The organism is Geobacillus sp. CX412, from assembly GCF_027942335.1.
Classification (GTDB): domain Bacteria; phylum Bacillota; class Bacilli; order Bacillales; family Anoxybacillaceae; genus Parageobacillus_B; species Parageobacillus_B toebii.
The window spans coordinates 844,242-870,261 of record NZ_CP103461.1 but is presented as its reverse complement, the minus strand read 5'-3'; the positions used below and the strand labels follow the sequence as shown (position 1 = coordinate 870,261).

28 protein-coding genes and 3 pseudogenes are annotated in these 26,020 nt (G+C 41.8%); 5 read left to right on the top strand and 26 right to left on the bottom strand.

Annotation, left to right across the window (positions count from 1 at the left end; translation table 11 throughout):
* The first annotated feature begins 37 nt into the window (after positions 1-37).
* The 3 genes from pssA (at position 38) to motB (ending at position 2,311) form a co-directional block, all read left to right on the top strand.
* Positions 38-577: a CDP-diacylglycerol--serine O-phosphatidyltransferase gene (gene pssA, locus NXM86_RS04450; RefSeq protein WP_062752977.1), complete on the top strand. Its 540-nt coding sequence runs from the start codon at positions 38-40 to the stop codon at positions 575-577.
* 186 nt (positions 578-763) lie between these two features.
* A complete protein-coding gene (motA, locus tag NXM86_RS04445; protein WP_015864574.1) occupies positions 764-1,555 on the top strand; it encodes a flagellar motor stator protein MotA in 792 nt (263 codons plus the stop codon).
* Between the two features lie 27 nt (positions 1,556-1,582).
* Positions 1,583-2,311 (top strand): flagellar motor protein MotB, encoded by a 729-nt coding sequence (gene motB, locus NXM86_RS04440; protein WP_498958997.1) that lies wholly within the window; start codon positions 1,583-1,585, stop codon positions 2,309-2,311.
* 66 nt (positions 2,312-2,377) lie between these two features.
* Here the strand turns inward: motB and ytvI are convergent.
* The 4 genes and pseudogenes from ytvI to gltP form a co-directional block, all read right to left on the bottom strand.
* A pseudogene (gene ytvI / locus NXM86_RS04435) lies at positions 2,378-3,402 on the bottom strand (sporulation integral membrane protein YtvI).
* A 169-nt stretch (positions 3,403-3,571) separates the two neighbouring features.
* Positions 3,572-4,046 (bottom strand): annotated as a pseudogene (locus tag NXM86_RS04430) (undecaprenyl-diphosphate phosphatase); the annotation flags it as partial.
* A 33-nt stretch (positions 4,047-4,079) separates the two neighbouring features.
* Positions 4,080-4,673: an undecaprenyl phosphate transporter UptA gene (uptA, locus tag NXM86_RS04425; RefSeq protein WP_015864578.1), complete on the bottom strand. Its 594-nt coding sequence runs from the start codon at positions 4,671-4,673 to the stop codon at positions 4,080-4,082.
* A 150-nt stretch (positions 4,674-4,823) separates the two neighbouring features.
* The gene (gene gltP / locus NXM86_RS04420) at positions 4,824-6,089 is read right to left on the bottom strand and encodes a glutamate/aspartate:proton symporter GltP (RefSeq protein WP_498958677.1); all 1,266 of its coding nucleotides are present in this window, start codon (positions 6,087-6,089) and stop codon (positions 4,824-4,826) included.
* 205 nt (positions 6,090-6,294) lie between these two features.
* Here gltP and sigK point away from each other — a divergent pair, with 205 nt between their 5' ends.
* Positions 6,295-7,005: an RNA polymerase sporulation sigma factor SigK gene (gene sigK / locus NXM86_RS04415; protein ID WP_062752982.1), complete on the top strand. Its 711-nt coding sequence runs from the start codon at positions 6,295-6,297 to the stop codon at positions 7,003-7,005.
* A 591-nt stretch (positions 7,006-7,596) separates the two neighbouring features.
* Here the strand turns inward: sigK and NXM86_RS04410 are convergent.
* From NXM86_RS04410 to NXM86_RS04390, 5 genes are all read right to left on the bottom strand, one after another.
* Positions 7,597-7,827 carry a YrhC family protein gene (locus NXM86_RS04410; protein WP_089097935.1) on the bottom strand — a complete coding sequence of 77 codons (231 nt, stop codon included), beginning with the start codon at positions 7,825-7,827 and terminating at the stop codon, positions 7,597-7,599.
* 62 nt (positions 7,828-7,889) lie between these two features.
* Positions 7,890-9,026, bottom strand: a complete 1,137-nt coding sequence (locus NXM86_RS04405; protein WP_498958676.1) for a bifunctional cystathionine gamma-lyase/homocysteine desulfhydrase — start codon at positions 9,024-9,026, stop codon at positions 7,890-7,892.
* A complete protein-coding gene (locus NXM86_RS04400; protein ID WP_062752987.1) occupies positions 9,027-9,950 on the bottom strand; it encodes a PLP-dependent cysteine synthase family protein in 924 nt (307 codons plus the stop codon).
* Positions 9,951-10,005: 55 nt separating this feature from the next.
* Entirely contained in the window at positions 10,006-10,704 is a 699-nt protein-coding gene (gene mtnN, locus NXM86_RS04395; protein WP_089097937.1) for a 5'-methylthioadenosine/S-adenosylhomocysteine nucleosidase, read from the bottom strand.
* Positions 10,705-10,727: 23 nt separating this feature from the next.
* Positions 10,728-11,369: a class I SAM-dependent methyltransferase gene (locus tag NXM86_RS04390; protein ID WP_089097938.1), complete on the bottom strand. Its 642-nt coding sequence runs from the start codon at positions 11,367-11,369 to the stop codon at positions 10,728-10,730.
* 392 nt (positions 11,370-11,761) lie between these two features.
* On the opposite strand from NXM86_RS04390, the gene NXM86_RS04385 reads away from it, so the two are divergent.
* Positions 11,762-11,968 (top strand): YrzA family protein, encoded by a 207-nt coding sequence (locus tag NXM86_RS04385; RefSeq protein WP_062753225.1) that lies wholly within the window; start codon positions 11,762-11,764, stop codon positions 11,966-11,968.
* 28 nt (positions 11,969-11,996) lie between these two features.
* Here NXM86_RS04385 and NXM86_RS04380 read toward each other — a convergent pair whose 3' ends face one another.
* From NXM86_RS04380 to NXM86_RS04300, 17 genes and pseudogenes are all read right to left on the bottom strand, one after another.
* Positions 11,997-12,605 carry a YrrS family protein gene (locus tag NXM86_RS04380; RefSeq protein ID WP_171698633.1) on the bottom strand — a complete coding sequence of 203 codons (609 nt, stop codon included), beginning with the start codon at positions 12,603-12,605 and terminating at the stop codon, positions 11,997-11,999.
* A gap of 84 nt (positions 12,606-12,689) precedes the next feature.
* Positions 12,690-14,468: a peptidoglycan D,D-transpeptidase FtsI family protein gene (locus NXM86_RS04375; protein ID WP_498958675.1), complete on the bottom strand. Its 1,779-nt coding sequence runs from the start codon at positions 14,466-14,468 to the stop codon at positions 12,690-12,692.
* A 48-nt stretch (positions 14,469-14,516) separates the two neighbouring features.
* Entirely contained in the window at positions 14,517-14,993 is a 477-nt protein-coding gene (gene greA, locus NXM86_RS04370) for a transcription elongation factor GreA (RefSeq protein ID WP_041269715.1), read from the bottom strand.
* Between the two features lie 140 nt (positions 14,994-15,133).
* Entirely contained in the window at positions 15,134-15,769 is a 636-nt protein-coding gene (udk, locus tag NXM86_RS04365) for a uridine kinase (protein ID WP_015864590.1), read from the bottom strand.
* 1 nt (position 15,770) lies between these two features.
* Complete coding sequence (locus NXM86_RS04360) at positions 15,771-17,039, bottom strand: peptidase U32 family protein (RefSeq protein WP_328267557.1); 1,269 nt, start codon at positions 17,037-17,039, stop codon at positions 15,771-15,773.
* A 27-nt stretch (positions 17,040-17,066) separates the two neighbouring features.
* Positions 17,067-17,996 carry a peptidase U32 family protein gene (locus NXM86_RS04355; protein WP_062677182.1) on the bottom strand — a complete coding sequence of 310 codons (930 nt, stop codon included), beginning with the start codon at positions 17,994-17,996 and terminating at the stop codon, positions 17,067-17,069.
* Positions 17,993-18,646, bottom strand: a complete 654-nt coding sequence (locus NXM86_RS04350; RefSeq protein WP_498958673.1) for an O-methyltransferase — start codon at positions 18,644-18,646, stop codon at positions 17,993-17,995. The genes NXM86_RS04355 and NXM86_RS04350 overlap by 4 nt, the downstream gene beginning before the upstream one ends.
* A gap of 139 nt (positions 18,647-18,785) precedes the next feature.
* Positions 18,786-19,880, bottom strand: a complete 1,095-nt coding sequence (mltG, locus tag NXM86_RS04345; protein WP_498958671.1) for an endolytic transglycosylase MltG — start codon at positions 19,878-19,880, stop codon at positions 18,786-18,788.
* Positions 19,881-19,997: 117 nt separating this feature from the next.
* On the bottom strand, positions 19,998-20,285 hold the full coding sequence (locus tag NXM86_RS04340; protein ID WP_015864595.1) for a DUF1292 domain-containing protein: 288 nt from the start codon (positions 20,283-20,285) through the stop codon (positions 19,998-20,000).
* Positions 20,286-20,299: 14 nt separating this feature from the next.
* Complete coding sequence (gene ruvX / locus NXM86_RS04335; RefSeq protein ID WP_015864596.1) at positions 20,300-20,716, bottom strand: Holliday junction resolvase RuvX; 417 nt, start codon at positions 20,714-20,716, stop codon at positions 20,300-20,302.
* A gap of 3 nt (positions 20,717-20,719) precedes the next feature.
* Positions 20,720-20,986, bottom strand: coding sequence for an IreB family regulatory phosphoprotein (locus NXM86_RS04330; RefSeq protein ID WP_015864597.1), 267 nt, complete (start codon positions 20,984-20,986; stop codon positions 20,720-20,722).
* A gap of 67 nt (positions 20,987-21,053) precedes the next feature.
* A pseudogene (gene alaS / locus NXM86_RS04325) lies at positions 21,054-23,686 on the bottom strand (alanine--tRNA ligase).
* Positions 23,687-24,014: 328 nt separating this feature from the next.
* Positions 24,015-25,076: an AI-2E family transporter gene (locus NXM86_RS04320; RefSeq protein WP_498958669.1), complete on the bottom strand. Its 1,062-nt coding sequence runs from the start codon at positions 25,074-25,076 to the stop codon at positions 24,015-24,017.
* A 103-nt stretch (positions 25,077-25,179) separates the two neighbouring features.
* On the bottom strand, positions 25,180-25,314 hold the full coding sequence (locus NXM86_RS04315; RefSeq protein ID WP_015864600.1) for a YrzQ family protein: 135 nt from the start codon (positions 25,312-25,314) through the stop codon (positions 25,180-25,182).
* Positions 25,315-25,326: 12 nt separating this feature from the next.
* Positions 25,327-25,518, bottom strand: a complete 192-nt coding sequence (locus NXM86_RS04310; RefSeq protein WP_015864601.1) for a YrzR-like zinc ribbon domain — start codon at positions 25,516-25,518, stop codon at positions 25,327-25,329.
* Between the two features lie 15 nt (positions 25,519-25,533).
* Positions 25,534-25,722: a PRC-barrel domain-containing protein gene (locus NXM86_RS04305; protein WP_498958668.1), complete on the bottom strand. Its 189-nt coding sequence runs from the start codon at positions 25,720-25,722 to the stop codon at positions 25,534-25,536.
* Positions 25,719-26,006, bottom strand: a complete 288-nt coding sequence (locus tag NXM86_RS04300; protein ID WP_498958666.1) for a PRC-barrel domain-containing protein — start codon at positions 26,004-26,006, stop codon at positions 25,719-25,721. The genes NXM86_RS04305 and NXM86_RS04300 overlap by 4 nt, the downstream gene beginning before the upstream one ends.
* Positions 26,007-26,020 lie beyond the last annotated feature (14 nt).

Here is a 26,020-nt window from a genome sequence, read left to right as displayed (position 1 = left end):
TGTTTGCCGCGTTTTAGAGCGAAAAGGAGTGAGGAGAATGTTTTTATTGGATTATTTAGATTACACATTAAAAAAGCTAAAAGCAAATATGGCAAATATTTTAACGATGACCAATTTATCACTAGGTGGTTTTTCCGTCTTAACGACGTTAAAAGGGCAGCTTAATGTCAGTTTGCTTCTCGTTTTTTTAGCAGCCTTAGTCGACCGCTTTGATGGGGCTGTTGCCCGCAAATTAAATATTGAATCAGAACTCGGAAAACAATTGGACTCCATGAGTGATATTATATCATTTGGAGTAGCTCCTGCGTTGTTAATTTATCAAAGCCTGCTGCATGAATTTGGCGCGCCTGGTGCGTTTTTTACGATTTTATACATCGGCTGCGGCGCCTTTCGTCTTGCTCGTTTTAACATTACAGAAAACAGCGGCTATTTTTCGGGACTTCCAATTACAGCTGCGGGAGTACTGCTAACATTAAGCTATTTAACGATTCATTATTTTCCTCCGCAATTTTTCATTTTCCTTATGATTACATTGTCGTTTTTAATGGTTGGAACATTTAAATTGAAAAAAATATAAAACAAACATAGGAAGACTGTCCTTTCCAAAATGAAGTCATAATGGATTGGGCAGCCTTTTTTATTTTCTATTCACACCATTTTCTCTTTTCAATCCTTATTATTAATTATATGATAAATGTGAATTCATTATAAAGTACAAATAACATATGAATATGGTGTTTTAAGAAATAACGGGGGATTTCATTTGGACAAAACATCCATTATCGGCATTCTTCTTGGTATTATCGCTGTAGGTGTTGGAATGTACTTTAAAGGTGTCAATCCAAGCGTATTAATTAACCCTGCAGCGATTTTAATTATTATCGTTGGAACTATCGCTTCTGTTACCATCGCTTTTCCAACTCGCGAAATTAAAAAAGTGCCAAAACTGTTCGGCGTGCTTTTTAAAGAACAAAACATCCCAACCATCGAAGAATTAATTCCATTGTTCGTCGATTGGGCGAACGTGGCTCGACGGGAAGGATTGCTCGCACTGGAAGCAAAATTAGACGAAATTGATGATCCATTTTTACGAAATGGTTTGAGCATGGCAATTGATGGGCAGACACAAGATTTTATTCGCGATGTAATGACAGAGGAAATTGAAGCGATGGAAGAACGGCATGAAGCGAATGCAGCCATTTTTTCGCAAGCAGGTACATACGCGCCAACACTTGGGGTGCTAGGAGCGGTCATCGGGCTAATTTCGGCATTAGGCAATATCGATAACATTAGCGAGCTCGGCAAAGCAATTAGCGCGGCATTCGTCGCAACACTGCTGGGAATTTTCACTGGGTACGTGTTATGGCATCCATTTGCCAATAAATTAAGAAGAAAATCAAAAGAAGAGGCGAAAATACGGCGAGTCATGATTGAAGGGGTCCTTTCCATTCTAGAAGGACAAGCACCGCGGACAATTGAACAAAAACTTGCTTCCTATCTTCCGGAAACTGAACGCAAGAAAATTGTAGAACAGGGAGAAAAAAGAAATGAGTAAGAAAAAAAACAAAAACAAGAAGAGCATATTAACGAGTCATGGCTTATTCCGTACTCTGATTTATTAACGTTATTACTCGCTCTTTTTATCGTTTTGTTTGCAAGCAGCCAAATCGATCAAAAAAAATTCCAGCAAATCGCCCGGTCATTTAATACAGCATTGGCTGGCGGAACAGGTGTGCTTGATTTTGAAAGCCCAATCGAACAGAAAATTCCGCCTTCGCCATCAAAACAAGAACCTAAACAGCAACAAAATAATAAAGAGGCCCTAAATAAACAAGATCAAGAAGAGCTGCATGACGTGCAAGAAAAAATTGATACATATATCACAAAAAAACACTTAAACGGGAAATTACAAACCTCTTTAACAGATGAGGGGCTGGCGATTACGATCTTAAACGATATTTTATTTGATTCAGGAAGTGCAGAAGTGCGACCAAAAGATCGAAAGCTAGCTAAAGAGATTTCCCAACTGCTTGTCATGAATCCACCGCGCCATATTATTATTAGCGGGCATACCGATAACGTACCGATTCACAATGCACAATTTGCCTCAAACTGGGAACTAAGCGTCATGCGTGCTGTCAATTTTATGAAAGTATTATTGGAAAATCCAAATCTCGATCCGCGTTGGTTTAGCGCGAAAGGATACGGAGAATTTAAACCAGTAGCGCCCAATAATACTCCTGAAGGGCGGATGAAAAACCGGCGCGTTGAAATCTTAATTTTGCCAAAAACCAAAGCTTCCCGTCAATAATTTGACGTTTCCATCTCTCTCCCTATTGATGAAAAAGGCTGGCAGATGTTTGCCAGCCTTTTTATGCTAAAGCTTAATAGAAAATTTAATCACTCCTGCTTTTACCATTGTTTCCACCAAAATCACAAATGCTGGACCAATAAACAGCCCGATAAAACCTAACAGTTGAAATCCTAAATAAACGCTCACTAATGCAGCCAAAGGGGAAATGCCTAAATTGGTTGAGAAAACTTTCGGCTCAATAATACGACGCACTACCGTAATAATCACAAATAATACAATGAGACCGACCCCTAGGCCGCTATTGCCATTCGCAATACTTATTATCCCCCATGGCACTAACACCGAGCCAGTCCCTAAAATCGGCAAAATATCCACAACAACAATTAGCAGTGCCATAATAACCGCATAATCCACTTTCAACAACAATAAACCGGCCAATGCAAGAAAAAAAGTGATGAGACTTAACAAAAATTGCGCTTTAATAAACCCGATGCCAGCTTTGCTTAATTGCGTCACAATCATCGCTAACCGCTGATGTGTACGTTCAGACAAATATTTTTTGAGCCTCTTTTTTAACTTTGGCAAATCTAAACTAATTAAAAACAGCGCTACTAAATATACTAAAAAATGAATAAGAAAGCCGGGAATAAGCGTGATAAAATGAACAATCGACTGCGTCGAATTCGTCGCAAATTCCAAAAGCAAACGTTGTATCGTTTCGATGCTGTTTTCCAACGAAGCGATAATCTCTTTTGGAATCGAACTCGAATATGATTCCCATGTTTGAATAAACTTATTAAAAACTTCTGTCGCTTCACTCAAAAAATGTGGCAGTTTTTGCGAAAATGTCATAATTTGCTGCACAAGTATGACAATAAGAAAATAAAACGCAAAGCCAACGATAATAAGAAATAACAAAAAACCGTCGTTACTGCATGCACCCGTTTCAGCCGGTAATTGTTCTGCAAATTTTTTACTGCTGGCTCTAATAATAATGCTGTCGCTAATGCAAAGACAAGCGGCAAGCTATACGGCAGCAAAAATAAACCTATTGCAATCACGAAGGCAATAATAATAAACTTTTTCACTATCATACCCCATTCAATTTGATTTTACTTCGCAACTTCTATTATAAATATAGCGAATGGAGTAAAGACAATCAACAACATTAAAATCTCCCTGCTATTTGGAAAACGAGAACAATCATCCAAGAAACCATACATACATCGCAAATCCTTTTAATGAATGACGCTTTCAATAGTTAATCATCCAGCGCACTGCAATATAGCCAAATAACGCCGAAGAAACCGTCCCGATCACAAACGCATCGGTATATGTAATGTCATCCATTCGTTTATACCCATGCTTTACACCATCAGCTATCCAAAGAAATAAGCCAGTTACTAAAAATTCCCATCCAATAGTCTCCCCTGTCTTAGAAATTTCTTCAAAGTAATAAACAACTGCCCGACAACAACTGCTGGAATCGTCCCTATCACTAACAAAAACGTTAGCTTGCTAAACGGCTTGCGAATCATATAGACAATTCCTCTTTGTAAATGACAAACACGGCTAACAGGGTGCCGATATGAAGCATAGTATCAAGGAATAACCCCGCCTCATCAAGCCCAAACAAATGTCTCCCCAAATATAAATGTCCCGTACTGCTGATTGGCAAAAACTCCGTAAGCCCTTGAATCATTCCTAAAATAAACGCCTCTATTTTTGTCATCGTTCTCTCCCCCAACATTCCCCTTAAAAACAATTATGTTCGTTTTCGACGATAAACTTGAAGCACAATATAAATGACAGTAACCACAATCGCAACGATGATCACCGGCCGCAAATAAGGCCGGGCAATCTCATCAATTTCCTGCCAGTGGCTTCCTAGCCGTTCCCCTAAAAAAATAAAGAAAATAGACCATGGGATAACCGCACATGTTGTATAAAAGGTAAATTTCTTCCATGACATTTTTGCGATACCAGCTGGAATAGAAATGGCATGGCGCACAACCGGAATAAAGCGCGCGGTAAAAATGACGCCCGAGCCGTATTTTTCAAACCATTGCTCTGATAAATCGAGATGTTTCTTTTTAATCAATAAATATTTTCCATACTTATCAAGAAACGGTCTTCCCCCGTAGTATCCCATCCAATATAGAAAAAGCTGGGCTATCGTTCCGCCGATGGTTCCAGCTATCACCGCTCCAACAAATGATATTTCCTCACGTGATACTAAATACCCCGCATATGCTAGCACAATTTCACTTGGAATCACCTCAATCATTAATGCTAAAGCAATTCCGATATAGCCTAAATCCGCTAAAAATGTAAAAATACTTTGTATGAATTCGTGCATGGTTCTTCCTCCTATGTATTATGTACTCTTAGCCAAGCATCCCATTACAACCTTATTCAGCACCAAATTATACTATACTACGTGGAAGAAAAAAATAAGTCCTTGCACTGAAAAAGCTGTCCTTTTCTAGCAGGACAGCTTTTTCAGCATTTATGCACTTTGCTGCAATTGCGCGATGTATTGTTTTCCTTTTTCTTCGTTATATTGGCCTTCCCATTTTGACATAATGATCGCTGCTAACGAGTTGCCAATAACATTCACTGCTGTGCGCGCCATATCTAAAATACGGTCGATTCCAGCGATAAATGCTAATCCTTCTATCGGAATCCCAACCGTGCCTAACGTAGCAAGCAGCACGACAAAGGATACACCCGGCACCCCAGCGATTCCTTTCGAAGTCACCATTAACACAAGCAAAAGCGAGATTTGTTGAGAAATCGGCATGTCAATACCGTACAACTGCGCGATAAAAATGGCCGCCAACGACTGATATAACGTAGAACCGTCTAAGTTAAAGGAATACCCTGTCGGAATGACAAAGGATGTAATCGCTTTTGGACAACCGAAATTCTCCATTTTCTCCATAATTTTCGGAAGAACGGTTTCCGAACTTGCTGTACTATAAGCAAGAATTAACTCATCTTTCAAAATTTTTATAATATGAAAAATATTTATATCAAATAACTTAGCAACACCGCCAAGCACGACAAAGATAAAGAACACCATCGTTGCGTAAACAACAATGACGAGCTTGCTGAGCGGAATAAGCGACTCTACCCCAAACTTAGAAACGGTTACACCAATCAGCGCAAACACGCCGAACGGCGCAAACTTCATAATTTGGTTTGTTACATAAAACATCGCTTCTGCTGTACTTTGGAAAAATTGAAGAACTGGCTTTCCTTTTTCGCCAATCGCCGCTACTCCTAAACCGAACATAACAGAGAAGAAAATGATCGGCAGCATATCCCCTTTGGTTAACGATTCAAAAATATTTTTTGGAACAATATTAACAAAAGTTTCTACCATCGAATGATGCTGCACTTCGTTTGTTGTATCAACATAGCTTTGAATATCGGTTTTTTCTAATGATTTCATATTAACGCCGGTCCCTGGCTGAAAAATATTCGCTGCCAATAAACCGACGACAATCGCGATCGTTGTGATAATCTCGAAATAAATAATCGTTTTGCCGCCTAATTTTCCAAGCTTTTTCAAATCCCCAACGCTGGCGACTCCAACTACAAGGCTAGAAATAACAATCGGAATGACAATCATTTTGATTAAACGAAGGAAAATATCCCCAATAGGCTGTAAATAAGTGGCAACCTTCGGATTTCCATAAAAAATGGCTCCCACGATAATCCCTAGAATGAGACCAATAAAAATTTGCCAAGCTAATCCAATTTTTCTCATTCATTCGCCCCCTTCTTTTATGACATTTTTAGACAAAAAGAGACAAAACTATTCTACTATCATATTTTCGTTATGTCAAGAATATTCATATAATATTGTCATTGAATTCCAATTTCTTTTTTGTGTCCAAACACGTACAACCCCGCTTCATCATATACATAAGTAATAGGCAATCGCCTAAAACAATAAAGGTGGGGGTAACACGATGTCAGGCATTTTATCTGCGTTCACATTCCTCATTAAGGAATTAGTGTTTTTAGTATCATACATTAAAAACAATGCATTTCCCCAACCGTTAAGCGCCAAAGAAGAAGAAAAATACTTACAGCTTATGGCGAAAGGAGATGAACAAGCTCGTAATATTTTAATTGAACATAATTTACGCCTCGTTGCACATATTGTAAAAAAATTTGAAAATACCGGCGAAGATGTAGAGGATCTAATTTCCATTGGCACCATCGGTCTTATTAAAGCAATCGAGAGTTACTCTCCTGGCAAAGGGACAAAATTAGCGACATATGCAGCTCGCTGCATTGAAAACGAAATTTTAATGCATTTGCGCTCATTAAAAAAAACACGAAAAGATGTCTCGTTGCACGAGCCGATCGGGCAAGATAAGGAAGGAAATGAAATCAGCCTGATCGATGTCTTGAAATCGGAAGGAAACGATATCATCGATGAAATTCAGCTAAATATGGAACTCGAACAAGTGAAAAAATATATCGATGTGCTCGATGAACGGGAAAAAGAAGTGATTATCAGCCGCTTCGGCCTTGATATGCAGCGGGAAAAAACACAGCGGGAGATCGCAAAAGAACTCGGCATCTCAAGGAGCTATGTATCGCGCATCGAAAAGCGCGCATTGATGAAAATGTTTCATGAGTTTTATCGGAATGAAAAGGAAAAGCGGAGATAGCCTCATACTTTCGTAAAGAAAAAGGAGCAATGTCAGGCGATTGCTCCTTTTTCTGTTTAATCCAAGTGCAAACACAATATCCCATTCCTTTATAGTCGGAAATAATTCGAGTACAACAGCCGCATCATGTCGATTCGCAGTTGTGTAATATTGAATGGTTCTCCCAAACAATAATGCAAATATTAAAAAACTAAAAAATTTATACTCATATTCTCATCTAACAGGTTATCTGTGCTTTAAAATGGATTCTTTCGTATACTAGAGTTCAACACTTGCTAGGCAAATCGTGCTATTCCATGGTCGCGTTCCTTAAATAGTAAATATAGTCTGTAGATATTCCCGGATAACCCAACTGCCTGATATTACAGATTAATTTTGTGCTTCCACACTTACTTCCGCCGTTATAATCAATGCTATCGTTGCAGTAATCACAATCCCCATCACCATGGCGAACATCCCAATATTCCTCCCCTATCATTCTTTAACTATTATTTTACATGTGAAAATAATGCATTTCTTTGCATGGTTTTGAACATTTTATGAAACTTTTTAAAGAAAAACACCTGCTCTTCTAAACGAAGAAGCAGGTGTTTATTCATCTATTTCACGCAAAAGCCGAATATATTTGATCGCTCGTTGAAAAAAGGAAAACGCGCCGATTAACAATATCGCAATGAAAGGAAGCAAATACGCCTTTTTCTCTGGCGCAATTGTAGGAAGAAGCGTGCCAATATACAAAAAGACGCTTAATGCCAGCAATACACCAGCAAACATTTTATAATCAGCCGCTTTTTCCTTCCAATGCTGTTTTTGTTGTTCCATCGTATCCCCCACTTTCCATCCTTAACTGTACCATATGGGACAGCAAATGTGGGGATGTAATTTTAACCATGCAATGCTTGGGCTAAATCTTCGATTAAATCTTCCACATCTTCCAATCCGACAGAAATGCGGATCAGCCCATCAGTAATGCCTAATTGTTCGCGGCGTTCTTTCGGAATGGATGCGTGCGTCATTTTCGCCGGCAGCGAAATTAAGCTTTCAACCGCTCCCAAGCTTTCTGCGAGCGTAAAATAGCGCACACGGTTTAACACTTGATCCGCTTTCTCCGCACTTCCGACATCAAAAGAGACCATGCCGCCAAATCCACGCATTTGTTTTTTGGCAACCTCATAGTTTGGATGTGTTTCCAATCCTGGATAATGCACTTTTTGGACCGCTGAATGGTTCACTAAAAATCCAACGATTTTTCTCGTGTTTTCTTCATGCTCCTCCATGCGCACGCCAAGCGTCTTGATGCCGCGCATTAAAAGCCATGAATCTTGCGGGCCGAGAATTCCTCCGGTAGAGTTTTGAATAAAATGCAGTTTTTCTGCTAACTCTTCCGAATTGACAACTGCCAATCCAGCAACAACATCGCTATGGCCGCCTAAATATTTCGTCGCGCTATGGACAACAATGTCGGCGCCAAGGGCAAGCGGCGTTTGCCAATACGGGGTGCTGAACGTGTTGTCGACGATCGTAAGCAAGCCATGCTTTTTGGCGATGGCGGAAGCAGCTTGAATGTCCGTAATTTTTAAGAGTGGGTTGGTTGGCGTTTCAATGTAAAGCGCTTTCGTATTCGGCTGGATATGTTTCTCGATGTTGGAAAGGTCGCTTGTATCAATAAAAGTCGATTCAATCCCCAAGCGATTTAGCACTTTCGTCATGACGCGATATGTGCCGCCATACACATCGTCCGTTAAAATGACGTGATCGCCGCTGTTAAACAGCATCATGACCGCCGTGATCGCCGCCATTCCGGAGCCAAACGCAAAACCGGCATAACCTTCTTCTAAATCTTTAATCAGCTCTTCTAATGCGTGGCGGGTTGGATTGCCGGTACGCGAATATTCAAAGCCTTTATGGCCGCCGATTCCTTCTTGTTTATACGTGCTGACTTGATAAATCGGAACAGAAACCGCTCCCGTATGCGGATCACCCGGGATGCCGCCGTGAATCAGTTTTGTTTTTCGTCTCATTTAAATCCCACCTTCATAAATTTTTTTGCTTAAATATCGCTCGCTGCTATCCGGGAAAATAACAACGATATTCGTTCCCGGTTTCGCCTTTTTGGCCTCAAGCAACGCGGCATGAAACGCAGCGCCTGAAGAGCTTCCGACAAGCAGCCCTTCTTTTTCGGCAAGTTCTTTTACCCACTTAAACGCGTCTTCATCGCGAATCGTATGAATCGCATCAAAATAGCTTGGATCCATATAATTCGGCAAAAATTCCATTCCGATTCCTTCTGTTTTATGCGGCCCCGGCTCTCCGCCGTTTAAAATCGACCCTTCTGGTTCGACAATGACTGTTTTAATGTTTGGGTTTTTTTCTTTTAAAAACGTTGCCGTTCCCATAAACGTTCCGCCTGAACCGGCCCCGGCGACAAATATATCGATTTGTCCGTCAAGGTCATCCCATAGTTCCGGGCCGAGCGTTTTATAATATGTTCTTGGGTTGGCCGGGTTGGCAAACTGCTGCGGGCAATAGGAGTTAGGGATTTCACGGGCAAGCTCTTGCGCCTTGCGGATCGCTCCTTGCATTCCTTCGCTCGTTGGTGTATGGACAATCGTTGCTCCTAGCGCTTTCATGATTTGCTGCTTTTCGATGCTGAATTTCTCGGGAACGCAAAAAATCACGTTGATGTTTTTGCCAATCGCCGCCAACGCCAACCCAATGCCAGTGTTTCCCGCCGTCGGCTCAATGATCGTTCCGCCTTCTTTTAATTTTCCTGTCTCTAATGCGTCGCGCAATAACTCTTGGCCAAGCCGGTCTTTAATGCTGCCTCCCGGGTTGAAATATTCCAATTTGGCAAATATGCGAACACCCTCGGGCAACGGAATTTGCGTAATTTCCACCACCGGCGTATATCCAATCAGCTCATGCACATTTTTGGCCACTCGCATGTTTGTCACTCCATTTCTTTACAAATATAGATCGAGGAAGGAATTCCTTCCTCGATTATTTTTGCAGCGATGACACGATGGACAGGACTAAATCAGCTGAATGTTTGGCGGCAGTATCTAAAAATTGCTCAAATGATACATCGGATTCTTTGCCGGCAATATCGGACAACGCCCGAATAATGACAAACGGAACGGCAAATTGCGTACATACTTGGGCAATTGCCGCCGCCTCCATTTCAACAGCGCATAAATCCGGAAACTTGCCGCGGACAAATTCAACGCGCGCCGGATCGTTCATAAACGAATCGCCGGTCGCAATGAGTCCGGTTACTACTTGAATATCCTTGATTTGCTTCGCGTTTTGCTCCGCGATCTTTACTAATGTTTCATCCGCTTTATAACGCGCCGGCATTCCCGGCACTTGGCCATACTCATAGCCAAAGGCCGTCACATCAACATCATGATGTACTACTTCATTGGAAATGATGACATCCCCAACATTTAGCGTGGATAAAAAGCCACCCGCTGAACCGGTGTTAATGACATAATCTGGACGGAATCGCTCCAATAAGATCGCTGTTGACATCGCTGCGTTTACTTTTCCGATTCCCGATTTCAACAGAATGACATCGGCACCGTTTAAGCGTCCTTTTGAAAATTCGCAATTAGCGATCACCGTTTCTTCCCGATCTTCTATTTTGTCGCGCAAAATCGTTACTTCTTCTTCCATTGCACCAATAATCGCTATTTTCATTTATCTCCCTCTTTCTGCTTTTTTTACTGCTTCACCGCTTCCATCACCCATACAAACGCATTCTTTTGCGTAAACGCGACGGTAAAGCCATTTTCCTCAAATAGTTTTGTTAATACATCAAGCGTCGTATAATACTCCCGTTCTAGGTCATCTGCTAAATGATGAAATCCGCGCTCCCTTGCCTCTTCCACCGTGCGCTGAAATGCTTGGCGATCGCGAAATACCGTATCGGCAAACACTATTTTATCACCTTTTTTTAATAGATTGCCATACTTGGCGATTGCCTCCCCTTTTTCCTCGTCAGTGAGATGATGAAATGCATAAGTGCTAACAATGGTATCAATCAGCTTAGGAGGAAGAGGAAATTGTAAAAAATCCCCGTCGATAATCGATACGTTGTCTCCAAGCTTTTCACGCGCTTTTTTCCGCATCGGTTCAGACGGCTCAATGCCGTATACCGTTTTTCCTTGTTCCAACAGCTTTTTCGTTAAATTTCCCGTTCCGACGCCAAATTCAAGTACAACGCTTCCCGCTTTGCTGGCAACTGTATTTAAAATATCTTCATAATTCGCAAACACTTCACGATATTCTTCATCATATCCTTCGACAGATTGGTCATAGGAATCTGCCCATTCTTCAAACAAATCAAGAAATTCTCTCCCCATTTGATGTCACACCCCATAATTTTTATAATTCCTATGAATATACTATGGTTTTTGTCTTAAATCTGTTCTCAATGTATCATAAGTTTTTATTTTCTTCAATGAAAATATAAAATGCAACAAGCTTATAGTCTCCGACAATCGAAAAATTATGGTTCTTTGCACTTTTTATCAAGAAATTTTTCGACTGTCGGAGGCAAGTCGATGACTTGCCTTCGTCACGCATAAGCGTGACAGATGACCGAACAACACCGTAGCGGACAAATGACATTTGTCCGCATAACGGGTTGTTGTTCGGTTACCGACAGTCGAAAAAATAGATCACAAGAAGCAGAATTTATAGATAATGCTGCTGAAGTTTGCTACACTTGGCGGTGAAAGGAGGAATGATGGATATGAATATTTCCCTTGATCTCATTGAAGATAAAATCGAATTTTTTGAAGCAGATGATTTGCAGACACTAGAGAAAAAAATTAACGAACAAATTGAACATAATAAAGCGCTATTGCTTCATGTCCACCACGTTTCCCACCAAATGCATATGGCGGAAAACGGAAAGCGGTTTTACAGCGCAGTGGTTCACTTTAAGGCGAAAAAATAAGCGGATTTCCTGTAAAAAGGAAATCCGCTTATTTTCTTAATTTCTGCACTTTCGTCGGTTTCCATCCTTGGTTTTCCACCCATTCAATATATACTTTGTAATACTGTGTTTTATCTCTAGTAGAGATCGTTGCTACAGCTTTATTCGGTCCGTTGTTGCCGATAAACCAAACAATCATATCGGATTGGGAAAGGCCGGTCGCATAGCTAACGGCGTCTAACATTTCCTTCCAATCCACAGAATCTTTCTTAAACTGGGTGACATGTGGTTCAGACTGCGTCGTACCAATCGGTTGCCATGCAGGATTCACAATTTCTGTTTCTATATTCGACCCAGGAGGCCCTGGAGTTTCTATCACTTCTTGCTCTTCTTCGCTCGTTTCTTCCTGATCTGTTTGCTCGCTTTCTTCGTCTTTCTCTTGTTGTTCATTAATCTCTACTTCCACTTTTTTTTCGTCACTATCTTTTTTGACTTCTGTCTTTGGTTGTGGCTTTGCTGCTTGTTCGCTCGATCGGTCGTCATTGGAAAACAAATTCCATGCGACAACGATAATGAACAAAACTACTATGGCAATCGCTGTATTGAGAATACGATTGATTTTACGGCGCTTTGCCCGCTGTGCAAAACGCTGGCCCATTTCGTTTGCCAACCGTTTCACCCCTCCTTCGTATAGCTGTTCTTATTGTATCAGATGATGCTCCCCTAATAAACTGTTTCGTTGTTATTGCGAATTTTTGTCCCAATTGTCCAATTCATATATTTTTTGTACAAGATCATAAAATACATCGTTTGTCACTGTCTGCGAGCCAGGGCAGTCTAACTCTACGACAACGAGCGCGTATCTCGGTTCATCGGCAGGAAAATAGCCTGCAAACCATTTATTAACCAACTCTTCATTATGGGACATTTTCCCTGTTTCCGCCGTTCCCGATTTTCCGGCTACCGCATATGGAAGTGACTGAAATCGGCGTCCTGTGCCGCGTTCATCAACAACCACTTTTCTCAATAATTGCTGCAGTTTACTCGCAGTGACAGGAGAAATCGGCTGTTCATCGGAAAAAGGCTGCTGTGGAAACGTAAAAAAGGTGGTGCCGTTTTTATATAAAACTTTACTTACTGCTCTCACTTGCTTTGCCTCGCCATTTCGCGCAATGGTGGCCATCATATTGGCAACCGCAAGCGGCGATACACGTACATCTTTTTGCCCGATCGACGTTTGTGCCACAGCAAGCGGTATACGCTTATCTTTGGCATCGTGCCAGATCGTTCCCTTTCGTTCTTCTGGAAATTGCTCAAAATTGGTCTCATGATATACATCTCCTTGCCATCCTGAAAGCGGATATAATCCCAGCTTTTTTGCATATATTTCAAGAATGTCAGGGTCTTGTTGAACGAGTTTTTTTCCAAGTGTCGCAAAGGCGTTGTTGCAGCTTGCGGCAAAACTTTCTTCAAATCCTAGCATTCCGTAAGAATGAGCATCATCAGGCGTCACTCCGTCTATTTTTTTACTGCAATCAAACGTTGTTTGTTTGGAAACCATTCCTTTTTCTAGCGCTGCTGCCGCAACAACGGTTTTAAATATCGATCCAGGGGTTTGCGGCAAAATCATTTGATTTTCCGCTCCGTGATTTTTATATGGATTTCGAGGATCCATATCAGGGCGGCTAACCATGGCAAGCACACTATTCGTTTCGATGTCCAACAATACAATGCCGCCTTTTTTCAAATGATGCTTTCGAACAATGGTTTCAGCGATTTGCTGCAAATCACGATCGATCGTCGTTTGAACAGAAACAGGATAAAATGGATTGCCAGGATCACTATACTTCACATTAATCCCAAATAAAGGGCCGCCTTCCGCATCGACATGATACAACAGTTTCGTTTCCCCCTCCGGGATTAAAAATTCGTCAAACGCCTTTTGCAACCCATGAATTCCTACTTCAGTATGTGGCGAAAGATTCCGTTTTGGATAACGGGAACGCAAAAGCTGGGTGTCCGTGCGGGTAAAACCAATTAAATGTTGTGCATATGTTTTCTCAAGCGGATGCTGTTTTTGAACCGCAAACACACCAGGAATATGTAATTGATTAATTTTTTCCATTTGTTCTTCTTTCAACACAAATGGAGTACCATCAATGGTAAAAATAAACGGTTCTTTTGCCTTTTCTAGTTGATCGATAATGATATGAGGAGAAATATGGAGGATTTCTGCTAATTTTTCGACAGGCCACTCCATCTTCTTTAAAAAAGGAAACAAAACAAGAGAAGGAATATACTCATTCGTAAGCGGCTTTCCGTGCCGATCAATAAACGTTCCCCTTCCATTATCAATGACCATTTCTTGTGTTCGTTGTTCGATGCTTTTTTCGATCAAGTTGACTTTTTTATTCGAAAACGACTCTGTGCTAATCAGTTGAATTTGAACAAGCCGCCCGATAAGAAGAAAAATTCCAATTTGAATAATAGAAAGTATAACCATTGTTCGTTTTTTCCACATAAAAAAACACCTCATCTTCATTTTCGACGAGGTGTTTCGTTTTAAAACCTATTTTACTGCAACAATTTTGACAAGCATTTCGCCTCCTGGCGTTTGTACCGTAACTTCTTCCCCAACTCTTCTGCCAAGAAGCGATTTTGCAATTGGAGAGTCGTTGGAAATTTTTCCTTCAAACGGATCCGCTTCTGCGCTTCCGACAATCGTATATGTTTCTTCTTCCCCATCTGGAAGTTCGATAAACGTAACCGATTTTCCTAGCGAAACCACATCTGGATTTTCGGTGTCCTCTTCGATAATAACCGCATTGCGGATCATGTTTTCAAGCGTTTGAATTCGCGCTTCTACAAATGCTTGTTCATCTTTTGCCGCATCGTACTCGGAGTTTTCCGATAAATCACCAAATCCACGGGCGATTTTAATGCGTTCTACTACTTCTTTTCGCTTTACTGTTTTTAAATACTCAAGTTCCTGTTCCAGTTTCTCTTTTCCCTCTTTTGTCATTGGAAATTGCTTTTCGTTTGCCATCATGCTTCACTCCTCTATATACTTTCTTTATTGTTGTTATGATGCAAAAAATGTGTTTATGTAAAACGTACGAACAACAAAAAAAGTTGCTCGTACGCTTACTTGTTATTATAAATATTTATTTTGTTTATGTTATGTTATTATAAAAACGATTTTTGTTCAAGAATTGTGCGAATTTTTGTAACCATTAAATCAATGGCTACATGATTGTGGCCGCCTTCTGGAATAATAATATCGGCATAACGCTTCGTCGGCTCCACAAATTGATTATGCATTGGGCGAACGACGGAAACGTACTGTTCGATCACCGACTCCAGCGTACGGCCACGCTCATTAATATCACGGAGCAAACGGCGAATAATGCGAATGTCCGCATCCGTATCCACATATACTTTAATATCCATTAAGTTGCGCAATCGCTCATCCTCTAATACAAGAATCCCTTCTAAAATAATAACATCTTTTGGCTCAACGTGAATAACTTTATCGGATCTCGTATGAAGCTTGTAATCATAAACTGGCTTTTCGATCGGCTCATACCGCAATAATTTGTGAATATGTTCGATCAACAAATCGTTATCGAACGCAAGCGGATGGTCATAATTCGTCCGCAGCCGCTCTTCAAACGGGAGATGGCTTTGATCTTTATAGTAAAAATCTTGCTCAAGCACTAAAATCGAGCGATCGCCAAAATGCTCATAAATCGCCCTGGCCACACTCGTTTTCCCCGATCCGGACCCGCCAGCAACACCGATGACAACAGGCTTCTTCCCCATGTTAGATCTCCTTTCTCATCATGTTGTATGGGAAGACTTCTCGCTCTACTTTAAACTTGACAATTTGCAATGGATGGCGTGCAGCATCTAACTCGTTTCCATCTTCGTCCCAAATTTTTTCCACTACTTGTGTGAAGTTTTCAATTTCCGGTCCAAAAAATTCGACTTCATCTCCTGGTTTAAAAAAGTTGCGTTGTTGTAATGTGACGATCTTCGTTTCTTTATCATACTCCAGTACAAGACCGGCAAATTCATGGCTTGTTTTTCGGCTATGAGAACCGTACATATGATCTGTATAGCCCGGCATTCCTTCAAAGAAAGATGGAGCCGTATCGCGGTTTGCACATTTATCAAGCTCTTTTATCCATTCTTCGCGAATGACAAAATTGTCTGGGTCGGCGCAATAGGCATCGATTACTTTGCGATAAACACTCACGACTGTCGCCACATAATGGATCGATTTCATCCGCCCCTCGATTTTCAAGCTGTCGACGCCTAATTCAATCATCGTTGGAATCGCGCGAATTAAATTCAAATCTTTTGCGCTCATCGCGAACGGTGCATCATTTTCATCAAACAACGGTATTTCTTTATCCCCTTCTAATTGGTATAAATCGTAATCCCAGCGGCATGATTGACAGCATCCCCCGCGGTTGGAGTCGCGTGCTGTCATATGGTTGCTTAATACACAGCGGCCGGAGTACGCGGAACACATCGCCCCATGAATAAACGCCTCAATTTCAATATCGACTTTTTCTTTAATTTCCCGAATTTCTTCCGCGGTCGTTTCGCGTGCGAGCACCACGCGTTCCAATCCTTCTTCTTTCCAAAATTGAACTGCTTTCCAGTTTGCCATCGACTGCTGCGTACTCAAGTGCACTTCTAATTTCGGCGCCACCCGACGCGCCGTTTCGATAATAAGCGGATCAGCGACAATAATGCCGTGAACACCTGCTTGTTCTAGCGCCTGCAAATATTCTTCGAGCCCGGGAATGTTTTCGTTATGTGCATAAATGTTCGCTGTCACATACACTTTTGCGCCATATTGGTTCGCAAAACGCACTCCTTCCGCAATTTCTTCAAGCGTAAAATTGTCGGCGTTGGCGCGTAAGCTATATTCTTGTCCGCCGATAAATACCGCATCTGCTCCATAATGCACGGCGATTTTTAGCTTTTCTAGGTTGCCGGCTGGAGCGAGAAGCTCGGGCTTCTTCACAATCACGCGCTTGCCGTTAATGACCTCGGAAATTTTATCGTTTTTTAACAGCATCCGACTGCTCCTCCTTTTCTGTTTGTATTAGTAAACCGTTTCTTTAAAGAAAAATCCGGTATCCAACGGGCGATGTTTTGGCTGGATCGCTTCGATTTTCGCCAGCAGCTCATCCTTTTCTTCCTCGTATTGCTTCCGATTTTCGGCACATAAATCAATGGCGCGGCGATATAGCTTTGTCACTTCCGTAATATAGTCTGGCTGATGCAATACTCCATCAATTTTGAAGCTGTCGATGCCTGCATCCACCATCTCACTAAGCTCATCAATAATGCAAATATCGTTCGGGCTCATAATATGTGTGCCGTTTTCGTCTTCAAAAATCGGGTATTTACTATCGCGCTCTTTATCATACAAAAACATGCCTTTTTCATATTTTTTTCGTTCGATTTCCATTACTTTTCCTTGATATTCGAAATAGTTTCCAATTAAAGAGCGTTTAGATTGATACATGCAAGTCATCCCGTGCACTTGCACTTCAATTTCTACTTCGGCGTGCTCTTTAATTTCTAAAATCGCATCCATATTTAATTCCCGGGCGAGGACAGCACGTTTCGCTCCTTTCCGCCCCCAATAATTGCACGTATACCAGTTTGTTGCCGTCGTTTCTGGATTCCAATGCAATTTCATATGAGGGGCCACTTCACGTACAGTCATTAAAACCGCCGGGTCGCCAAAAACAATCGCATCCACGTCTGTATCAGAGAGAAACTTTATATAATCACCAAGTTCGTCCACCTTGTCGTTATGGAAAATTGCATTCATCGCAACATATACTTTCATGCCATATGAACGGGCAATCTTCACCGCCTCTGCCACATCCGCACGGGAAAACTCTCCCGCTAGGCGCAGACCGTAACGCTGCTGGCCGATCATCACCGCATCAGCGCCGGCATTGGCTAAATCATGTATATGAGAAACGCTCGTCGGCGTCACTAATAATTCTGGTTTTTTCATAGCTTTTCACCTCTTTTTCGTGATATGGCGATCCCATCGCCGATCGGAAGAATGACTGTTTCGTAATCAGACCGCCCGATAAGCCATTCGTTGTAGCGGCGAATTTTCGACACTAACTGGCGAATCCGTTTATTTTCAACCGGTTCTTCGGTTGCGACAAGCCCCTTGAATAATACGTTATCCGTAATGATTAGGCCGTTTTCTTGCAATAGCGGCTCATACATTTGAAAAAAACGCTGATATTGCCCTTTCGCCGCATCGATAAAAATGACATCAAACGGGGCATATTTTGCGACATCGTTGTATACGTTCAGCGCATCGCCGAAAATTACGCGAATTTGCTCGCTTGTCCCCGTTTTGTTTATATAAAAAAGCGCGCGTTCATATCGCCCTTGATCCCGCTCAATGGTCACGATATTTGCATCAGGAAGCGCTTTTGCCATGCGAATGGCGGAATAGCCAATAGCAGCGCCGATTTCCAAAATACGCTTCGGCTTAGCAATTTTTAATAATTGCAGCATCATTTCAATTCCGACAACCTCCATAATCGGAATATGATGCTGCTTGGCGTAACGCTCTATCTCTTTTATTTGCTCATCCCGTTCAGGGATAAACTGTTCAAGATAATGTGCTACTTCTTTTGATATCAAAAGAGCCCCTCCTCGTAAAAATAAGAGTCACATAAGGACTCTTATTACAGGGTGGTGATTGATAACTTTATATATACTACCATAAAACATGCGAAATGCGAAATATTTTTGCTCCTGCTCCAGCGATTCACATATCATTCTATTGTTTTCCAATGTATTTTTCTTTCTCGCGATTATGTTCTTCCAATGTCTTTGTAAAAATGACATCCCCTGCTGGTGTGGCAAGAAAATACAAATAATCGGTTTTCGCAGGTTTCAGTGCCGCTCGAATCGACATTTCCCCAGCGTTCGCAATCGGTCCGGGAGGAAGTCCTTTATGAATATACGTATTATAAGGAGATTTCACTTCTAAATCTTTATAATAGACGCGATCTTTATGTTTACCAAGCGCATATAAGACAGTAGGGTCTGTCTGCAACGGCATGCCTATACGGAGACGGTTGTAAAACACGCTCGCGATTTTTTCGCGATCTGCCTTTTCTGTCGCTTCTTCTTCAATTAAGGAAGACATGGTTAAAAGCTGATGTGTCGTCATGTTCATTTCTTTCTTATCACGTTCATACTTTGCTAATACTTTTTCTGTTTTTCTTAACATCGTTTCCACAATCTCCGCAATAGAAGGCTTTTTTTCATGAAAGGAATAAGTAGCAGGAAACAAATAACCTTCTAGTGGGTAGCGTATATTTTTATTTAAAATATCTTTGGATAAAATGGACGGGTATTTTTGAATAAGATTTTCGATATATTTGCGGTCATTTAATTGTCGAAGCACTTCTTCTTTCTTATACCCTGTTTTCTCCGCAATAATAGCAGCAATTTGCGTAATTTGCGTCCCTTCCGGAATAGTCAGCTTTAACCCCTTTTTTTCTGTTACTTTTCCCATTTTTAAGACGGCAATAATATCTTCCATCGACATGGATCGATTTAATCGGTATTCTCCCGCTTGAAAACCAACATGGTTTTTCAACTTCACGTAATAGCGAAACACCAATGAGCTTTTAATTAGCTGTTTTTCTTCTAACATATTGGCAATATCATTAACAGAAGAGCCGATCGGTATCGATATATGAACAGGAGTGCGGTCATCCGGATCGACGGGTTGTAACGCTGATTTTATATAGAAATAGCTTCCTCCTGCTATAGCGATGCATGCGATAAAAACAGCGATGCAAACAATCAACACAATCTTTCGTACAATTTGTGCATCTTTTTGAAAAAATTGGTCATTATACATGGAAAACCTCCTTTCACTCGTGATATTATACTACAAACTTTCACATTTTTCGCTATCCTCCTGCTTTTTTCTACAAAAAAAGATGGCCCATCTATCATCGGCCATCTTTGTATTTTCTTATTCTTCATCTTGTTCGGCGCAGAACGTATTCCATACCTCTTCAATCATTTCCCATTCTTCTTCTGATTCAATCGGCAACAATTCTCCTTCTTGTTCTCCCTCTCCTGGAATAAATGCCGACACATGAATTTCCGTTTCTTCCTCATCTTCAAATTCTGCGCCTACCGGATAATAAAACACATAAGATTTTCCAAAATCCTCTGATTCAAACGTAAACAATATTTCACACAATTGTTCGTTGCCGTTTTCATCGACAACAGTAATATGTCGATCTCCGTGTTCCATATTTTCTCCTCCATTTACTGTTTGCTGTCAAGATATGACTGTAAAATAACGACAGCCGCCATTTTATCGATGACTTGCTTTCGTTTTTTCCGGCTGACGTCAGCGGTGATTAACATCCGCTCCGCTGCCATTGTGGACAAACGTTCGTCCCACAATATAACAGGAAGCGAAAATTCGCTCTCTAATAATTTGGCAAAGCGCTGACTCGCCTCTGCGCGCGGTCCGACTGTACCATTCATATTTTTTGGAAATCCAACGACGATCGTATCGACTTCGTATTCATCAATAATTTCCCGGAGCCGTTTTAATCCATATTCTCCGCGTTCCTCATCAATCGAAATCGTTTCAATGCCTTGCGCAGTCCAGCCTAATTCATCGCTAACGGCCACCCCAAGCGTCTTTGTGCCTAAATCAAGTCCTAATACACGCATACGTTAATCCTTTCGCTGTCCTTGTAAATAAAATTTCACTAATTCTTCAATTAATTCATCGCGCTCCACTTTTCGAATTAACGTCCGGGCATCTTTATGACGAGGGATGTAAGCAGGGTCGCCAGATAGTAAATAACCGACAATTTGGTTAATTGGATTGTACCCTTTTTCTTGAAGAGCGTCATACACCGTTAACAACACTTCACGAATATTCGTTTCGGCCGGCTCTTCAGAAAAATGAAACTGCATAGTTTGGTCAAATGAGCTCACCGTTCCACCTCTCTCCGTTCTGGCATCTCCCTATCTTACATCCATTGTACACTATCTTTGCCAATTATCAAACGGATTTTATCCATTGTTCGACATATTGCAAGGCTTCTCCGACTTTGCTTGGGTCCTTTCCGCCTGCCTGCGCCATGTCAGCGCGGCCGCCGCCTCCACCTCCGCAGCGAACGGCAACTTCTTTAATCAATTTTCCGGCATGATATCCCTTTTCAATTAAATCATTTGTAATTCCGGCGATCAAGTTTACTTTTTCCCCTTGTACAGCTGCTAATACGATAATCGCCGATCCTAATTTTTGTTTTAGTTCATCCACCATTGTGCGCAAATGATTCATGTCATTGGCATTTACTTTGCTTGCGAGCACAGGAATTCCGTTTACCTCTTTCACTTTGTTTACAAGGTTGGCTGCTTCCATGTTTCCGAGGCGTGCCGCCAGTGATTCATTTTCACGCTGCAATTGGCGGATCTCATTCATTAATGCATCAATGCGGTTAACAATCTCTTTCGGATTCGTTTTTAATTTTTGTGCGACTTCTTGCAACAAGGTGATTTGTTCATTCATGAAGCGATACGCCGCTTCGCCTGTCACGGCTTCAATCCGGCGAGTGCCTGCGCCAATACCCGATTCAGAAACGATTTTAAACAAACCGATTGCCGAAGTGTTTGGCACATGGCAGCCTCCGCAAAGCTCTAAACTGTAATCGCCTACTTGCACGACACGGACGATATCCCCGTATTTTTCGCCGAATAAAGCCATCGCCCCCATCGCTTTTGCTTCCGCAAGCGGCTTATAGAAAATCTCGACAGGAATGCTGCGCCAAATTTTTTCATTGACAATCGCTTCGATGCGTTCTAACTCCTCTGGTTTTACTTGTCCGAAATGCGAGAAGTCAAAGCGCAAGCGGTCTGGGGCGACTAGCGATCCTGCCTGGTTGACGTGTGGCCCGAGCACGTCTTTTAACGCTTGATGCAACAAATGGGTCGCCGTATGATTTTTAATAATGCTCGCCCGTTTCGCCTCATCGATTTGCGCTGTATATGTTTCTCCTTTTCTCAACGTTCCTTTTTCGACAATGATATGGTGCAGGTGCTGCCCGTTTGGCGCTTTTTGGACATCTTTTACAAACGCTTTTGTCGTTTCATTTTCAATCCATCCCTGGTCAGCGATTTGACCGCCGCTTTCCGCATAGAACGGGGTTACATCCAATATATTTGCGCTTCTTCTCCTTCTTTCACCTCATTGACAAGCTGGCCGTCTTTTACGATAACGGCGACAGTAGATTGCGCATGAAGCTGATCGTAACCGACAAACTCGCTTTCTGTTTTGATATCGCCAAGCACACCGCCTTGTACTTGCATCGAATCAACATCTTGGCGAGCAGCGCGAGCGCGCTCACGTTGACGTTCCATTTCCCGTTCAAATCCGTCATGGTCGACTTCCATTCCTTCTTCATGCGCGTATTCTTCCGTTAGTTTAACTGGAAAGCCGTAAGTGTCATAAAGGCGGAACACATCTTCTCCGGAAATGATATTGCTTCCGCGCTCTTTTTCTTTTTGGATGACGCTTGCTAAAATCGCCAATCCTTCATGAAGCGTTTCATGGAAACGCTCTTCTTCGTTTTTGACGACTTTTTGGATAAACGCCGCTTTTTCTTTTACTTCTGGATAGAAGTCATTCATAATTTCGCCAACAACTGGCACCAACTCATACATAAACGGACGTTCAATATGAAGTTGTTTTGCATAACGAACCGCGCGGCGCAACAAACGGCGCAATACATATCCACGGCCTTCATTAGATGGAAGCGCTCCATCGCCAATCGCAAACGTGACCGCCCGAATATGGTCGGCAATCACTTTAAATGCTACGTCTTTTTCCTTATCGACACCGTATTTTTCCCCGGAAATTTGTTCTGTCGCGCGAATGATTGGCATAAATAAATCTGTTTCAAAGTTGGTTGGCACTCCCTGCAAAATCGAACACATCCGCTCTAGTCCCATGCCTGTATCAATATTTTTCTTCGGAAGCGGTGTATACGTGCCGTCTGGGTTATGGTTGAATTGCGAAAATACCAAGTTCCAGACTTCTAGATAGCGGTCATTTTCCCCGCCTGGATACAACTCTGGATCATTTGGGTCATTTCCAAACTCTTCGCCGCGATCATAGAAGATTTCTGTATTCGGTCCGCTCGGTCCTTCCCCGATATCCCAGAAATTTCCTTCCAAACGAATAATGCGTTCTTCCGGAAGGCCGATTTCTTTATGCCAAATTTCAAACGCTTCATCGTCTTCCGGATGAATCGTTACAGACAACCGGTCCGGATCAAAGCCAATCCATTTTTCGCTTGTTAAAAATTCCCACGCCCAATGAATTGCTTCTCGCTTAAAATAATCGCCAATCGAAAAGTTTCCGAGCATTTCGAAAAATGTGTGGTGGCGTGCCGTTTTTCCGACATTTTCAATGTCGTTTGTACGGATGGACTTTTGTGCGTTACAAATGCGCGGATTATCCGGAACTACGCGGCCATCAAAATATTTCTTTAATGTAGCAACACCGCTGTTAATCCACAACAATGACGGATCATCGACAGGAATGAGCGATGCACTCGGTTCAACCGCATGGCCTTTTTCTTTGAAAAAATCTAAAAACATTTTCCTTACTTGTGCGGAAGTAAGCTTTTTCATCATGATCCTCCCTTTCTTCGCCGTATTGAACTTGAATATAAAAAACTCTCATCCCCTTCAGGGACGAGAGTTACGCTCGCGGTACCACCCTGTTTATGAACGGCAAGCCGTTCATCACCTCAAACGCCGTAACGTGGCTATTACGTCAGGTTTTGCCTGCGCTCCGGATTAGCGTTCTGTTACCCTTCATCTGGAATTTCTTTCAGCCGCGGAAATTCCTCTCTGTGCGCGAGCACGCGCTTTAAGATGGACTGTAACATACTCGATCCGTCATCGCGTTATGTATTCGCTTTTTCATTGAAGATTATAGACAAGCTGCATTTATTTGTCAATGTGGTTGATAATGTTCTTTCCAATGAAGAAGAGCCACTTTTAATACGGCAAGAAGCGGAACAGCAACAATAAGGCCAAGCACTCCTGCGATTTCCCCGCCAAAAAATAAAGCAAACATAATCGCGAGCGGATGCATATGCAAACTTTTTCCGACGATGAGCGGCGATAAAATATTTCCTTCTAAAAATTGAAGAAGAAAAATAATGACAGCGACAATAAGCACCATTTTTAGCGAAACGGTAGCTGCCAAAATCACGGCGGGAATCGCCCCAATCACTGGTCCAAAATATGGAATAATATTCGTTGCCCCAATAATAAACCCAAGTAAAAGCGGATAATCCATACCAGCAATCCATAAAAGAAATGCGGCAACACTTCCAATTACTAATCCTACGAACAATTGTCCGCGTATATAGTTGCCAAGAGATTCTTCTACATCTTTTAAAAATGCGATCCCTGGTTCGCGCCATCGTTTTGGAGTAATGTACCATACTGCTTTTTTCAATTGATCGATATCTTTGAGCATATAAAAAACAATAAACGGAATGAGCAAAAACAACATCGCGGAATTTACAATCCCTTTTACGCCATTGATCACCATTGTTAACGCATTCGCTGCTGTTTGTTCCAGCTGTGTAAGCATCGCTTCAATTCTTGTGTGAATTTCCATTGGCCATGCCGATGTTTGATTATGAATTTGTTTTGTCCAGTTCCGATATGTCTCTATCAATGCCGGCAAACTTTCGCTTAAATCTTTTAGCTGTTGAATAAACAGCGGAATTCCTTTATAAAGCCCATACCCAATTCCACCGAAAAAAAGAAAATAAATGAACAAAATAGCCGCCCAGCGCGGAATGCCTTTTTCATGAATGTATTCCACCAATGGATGCAATAAATACGTAATAAACGCGGCAATAAAAAACGGAATGAGTGCAGTAGCGAATAAATCAACAACCGGCAGCCATACTTCTTTCATGCGAATAACTAAATAAATAATGATCGTAACAAACAGCCATTTGCCAACACGAATGATGGACAGCCATTGCTTCTCTCCCATGGCAACACCCCCCTATCGTTAGTGTGGGTGCAGAAAACGGAATTATACAAAAAAGCACCGACTCCCGTAAGAAATATCGGGAATCGGCACTTTGTACTTCTTGCTAACGAATGGCTTTCGCCACACGGCGGCGCATTTTTTTCATGGCACGATTGTTCATCAAACCGTTGCGTTGTGCAAATTGGTAAGCAGCAACTCCTAATCCTAACGCTAACAAAGAGGTCATTGTGCGATTCATGCTCGTTCCCTCCTAAAATTGGATCGTGCGCTCATGTTCATCAAACAAGTCATCTAGCGAGCTTAACGTTCCGTCTTCCTCGACTTGATGAGCATGAATAATTCCCTTCGAAACAGAAAGCTCGATAAAGCAATCCCAACAATAATATTGGTTGACACCAATTTTCCCTAAATTTTTACTTTTACAATTTGGGCAAATGAGCACAAACAGCCACTCTCCTTACATGGTCGTGTTTACAATAACCGCTTCTTCCCCTACCGTAAAAGGGACAGCGTCTACTCGCTTTTTTCCTTCCGTCAAATCGGCAAAAAAACCGTCTGTGATCTCATATCCTCCGATTATGCCCAATTGCCCATGAAAATATACATCTTCTAATAATCCGAGTTTTTTCCCATCCGCGGTAATCACCGGTTTTCCGGCAATTCCCGCTCGCCGTAAAGAGAGTAGCCATTTTGGAAAGAGGAGAACGATTGTAAAAGCGCAGCATCATAAACGACAACTCCATCCGCTCCGATCGCTTGGATGCCGTCAAGCGGAAGATATCGATGGCGCGCAAGCCATCCTTTGCTTTCCACGATAAATCCTTGAACTTTCCCCATATTGGTAAAACAAATATCACTTATTTTTCCAACAGTGTTTCCCGTTTTTTGTTCATATACGGGAAGACCTTTTAGATGTGAAAATGTCCGCAAAGATCTCTCCACCT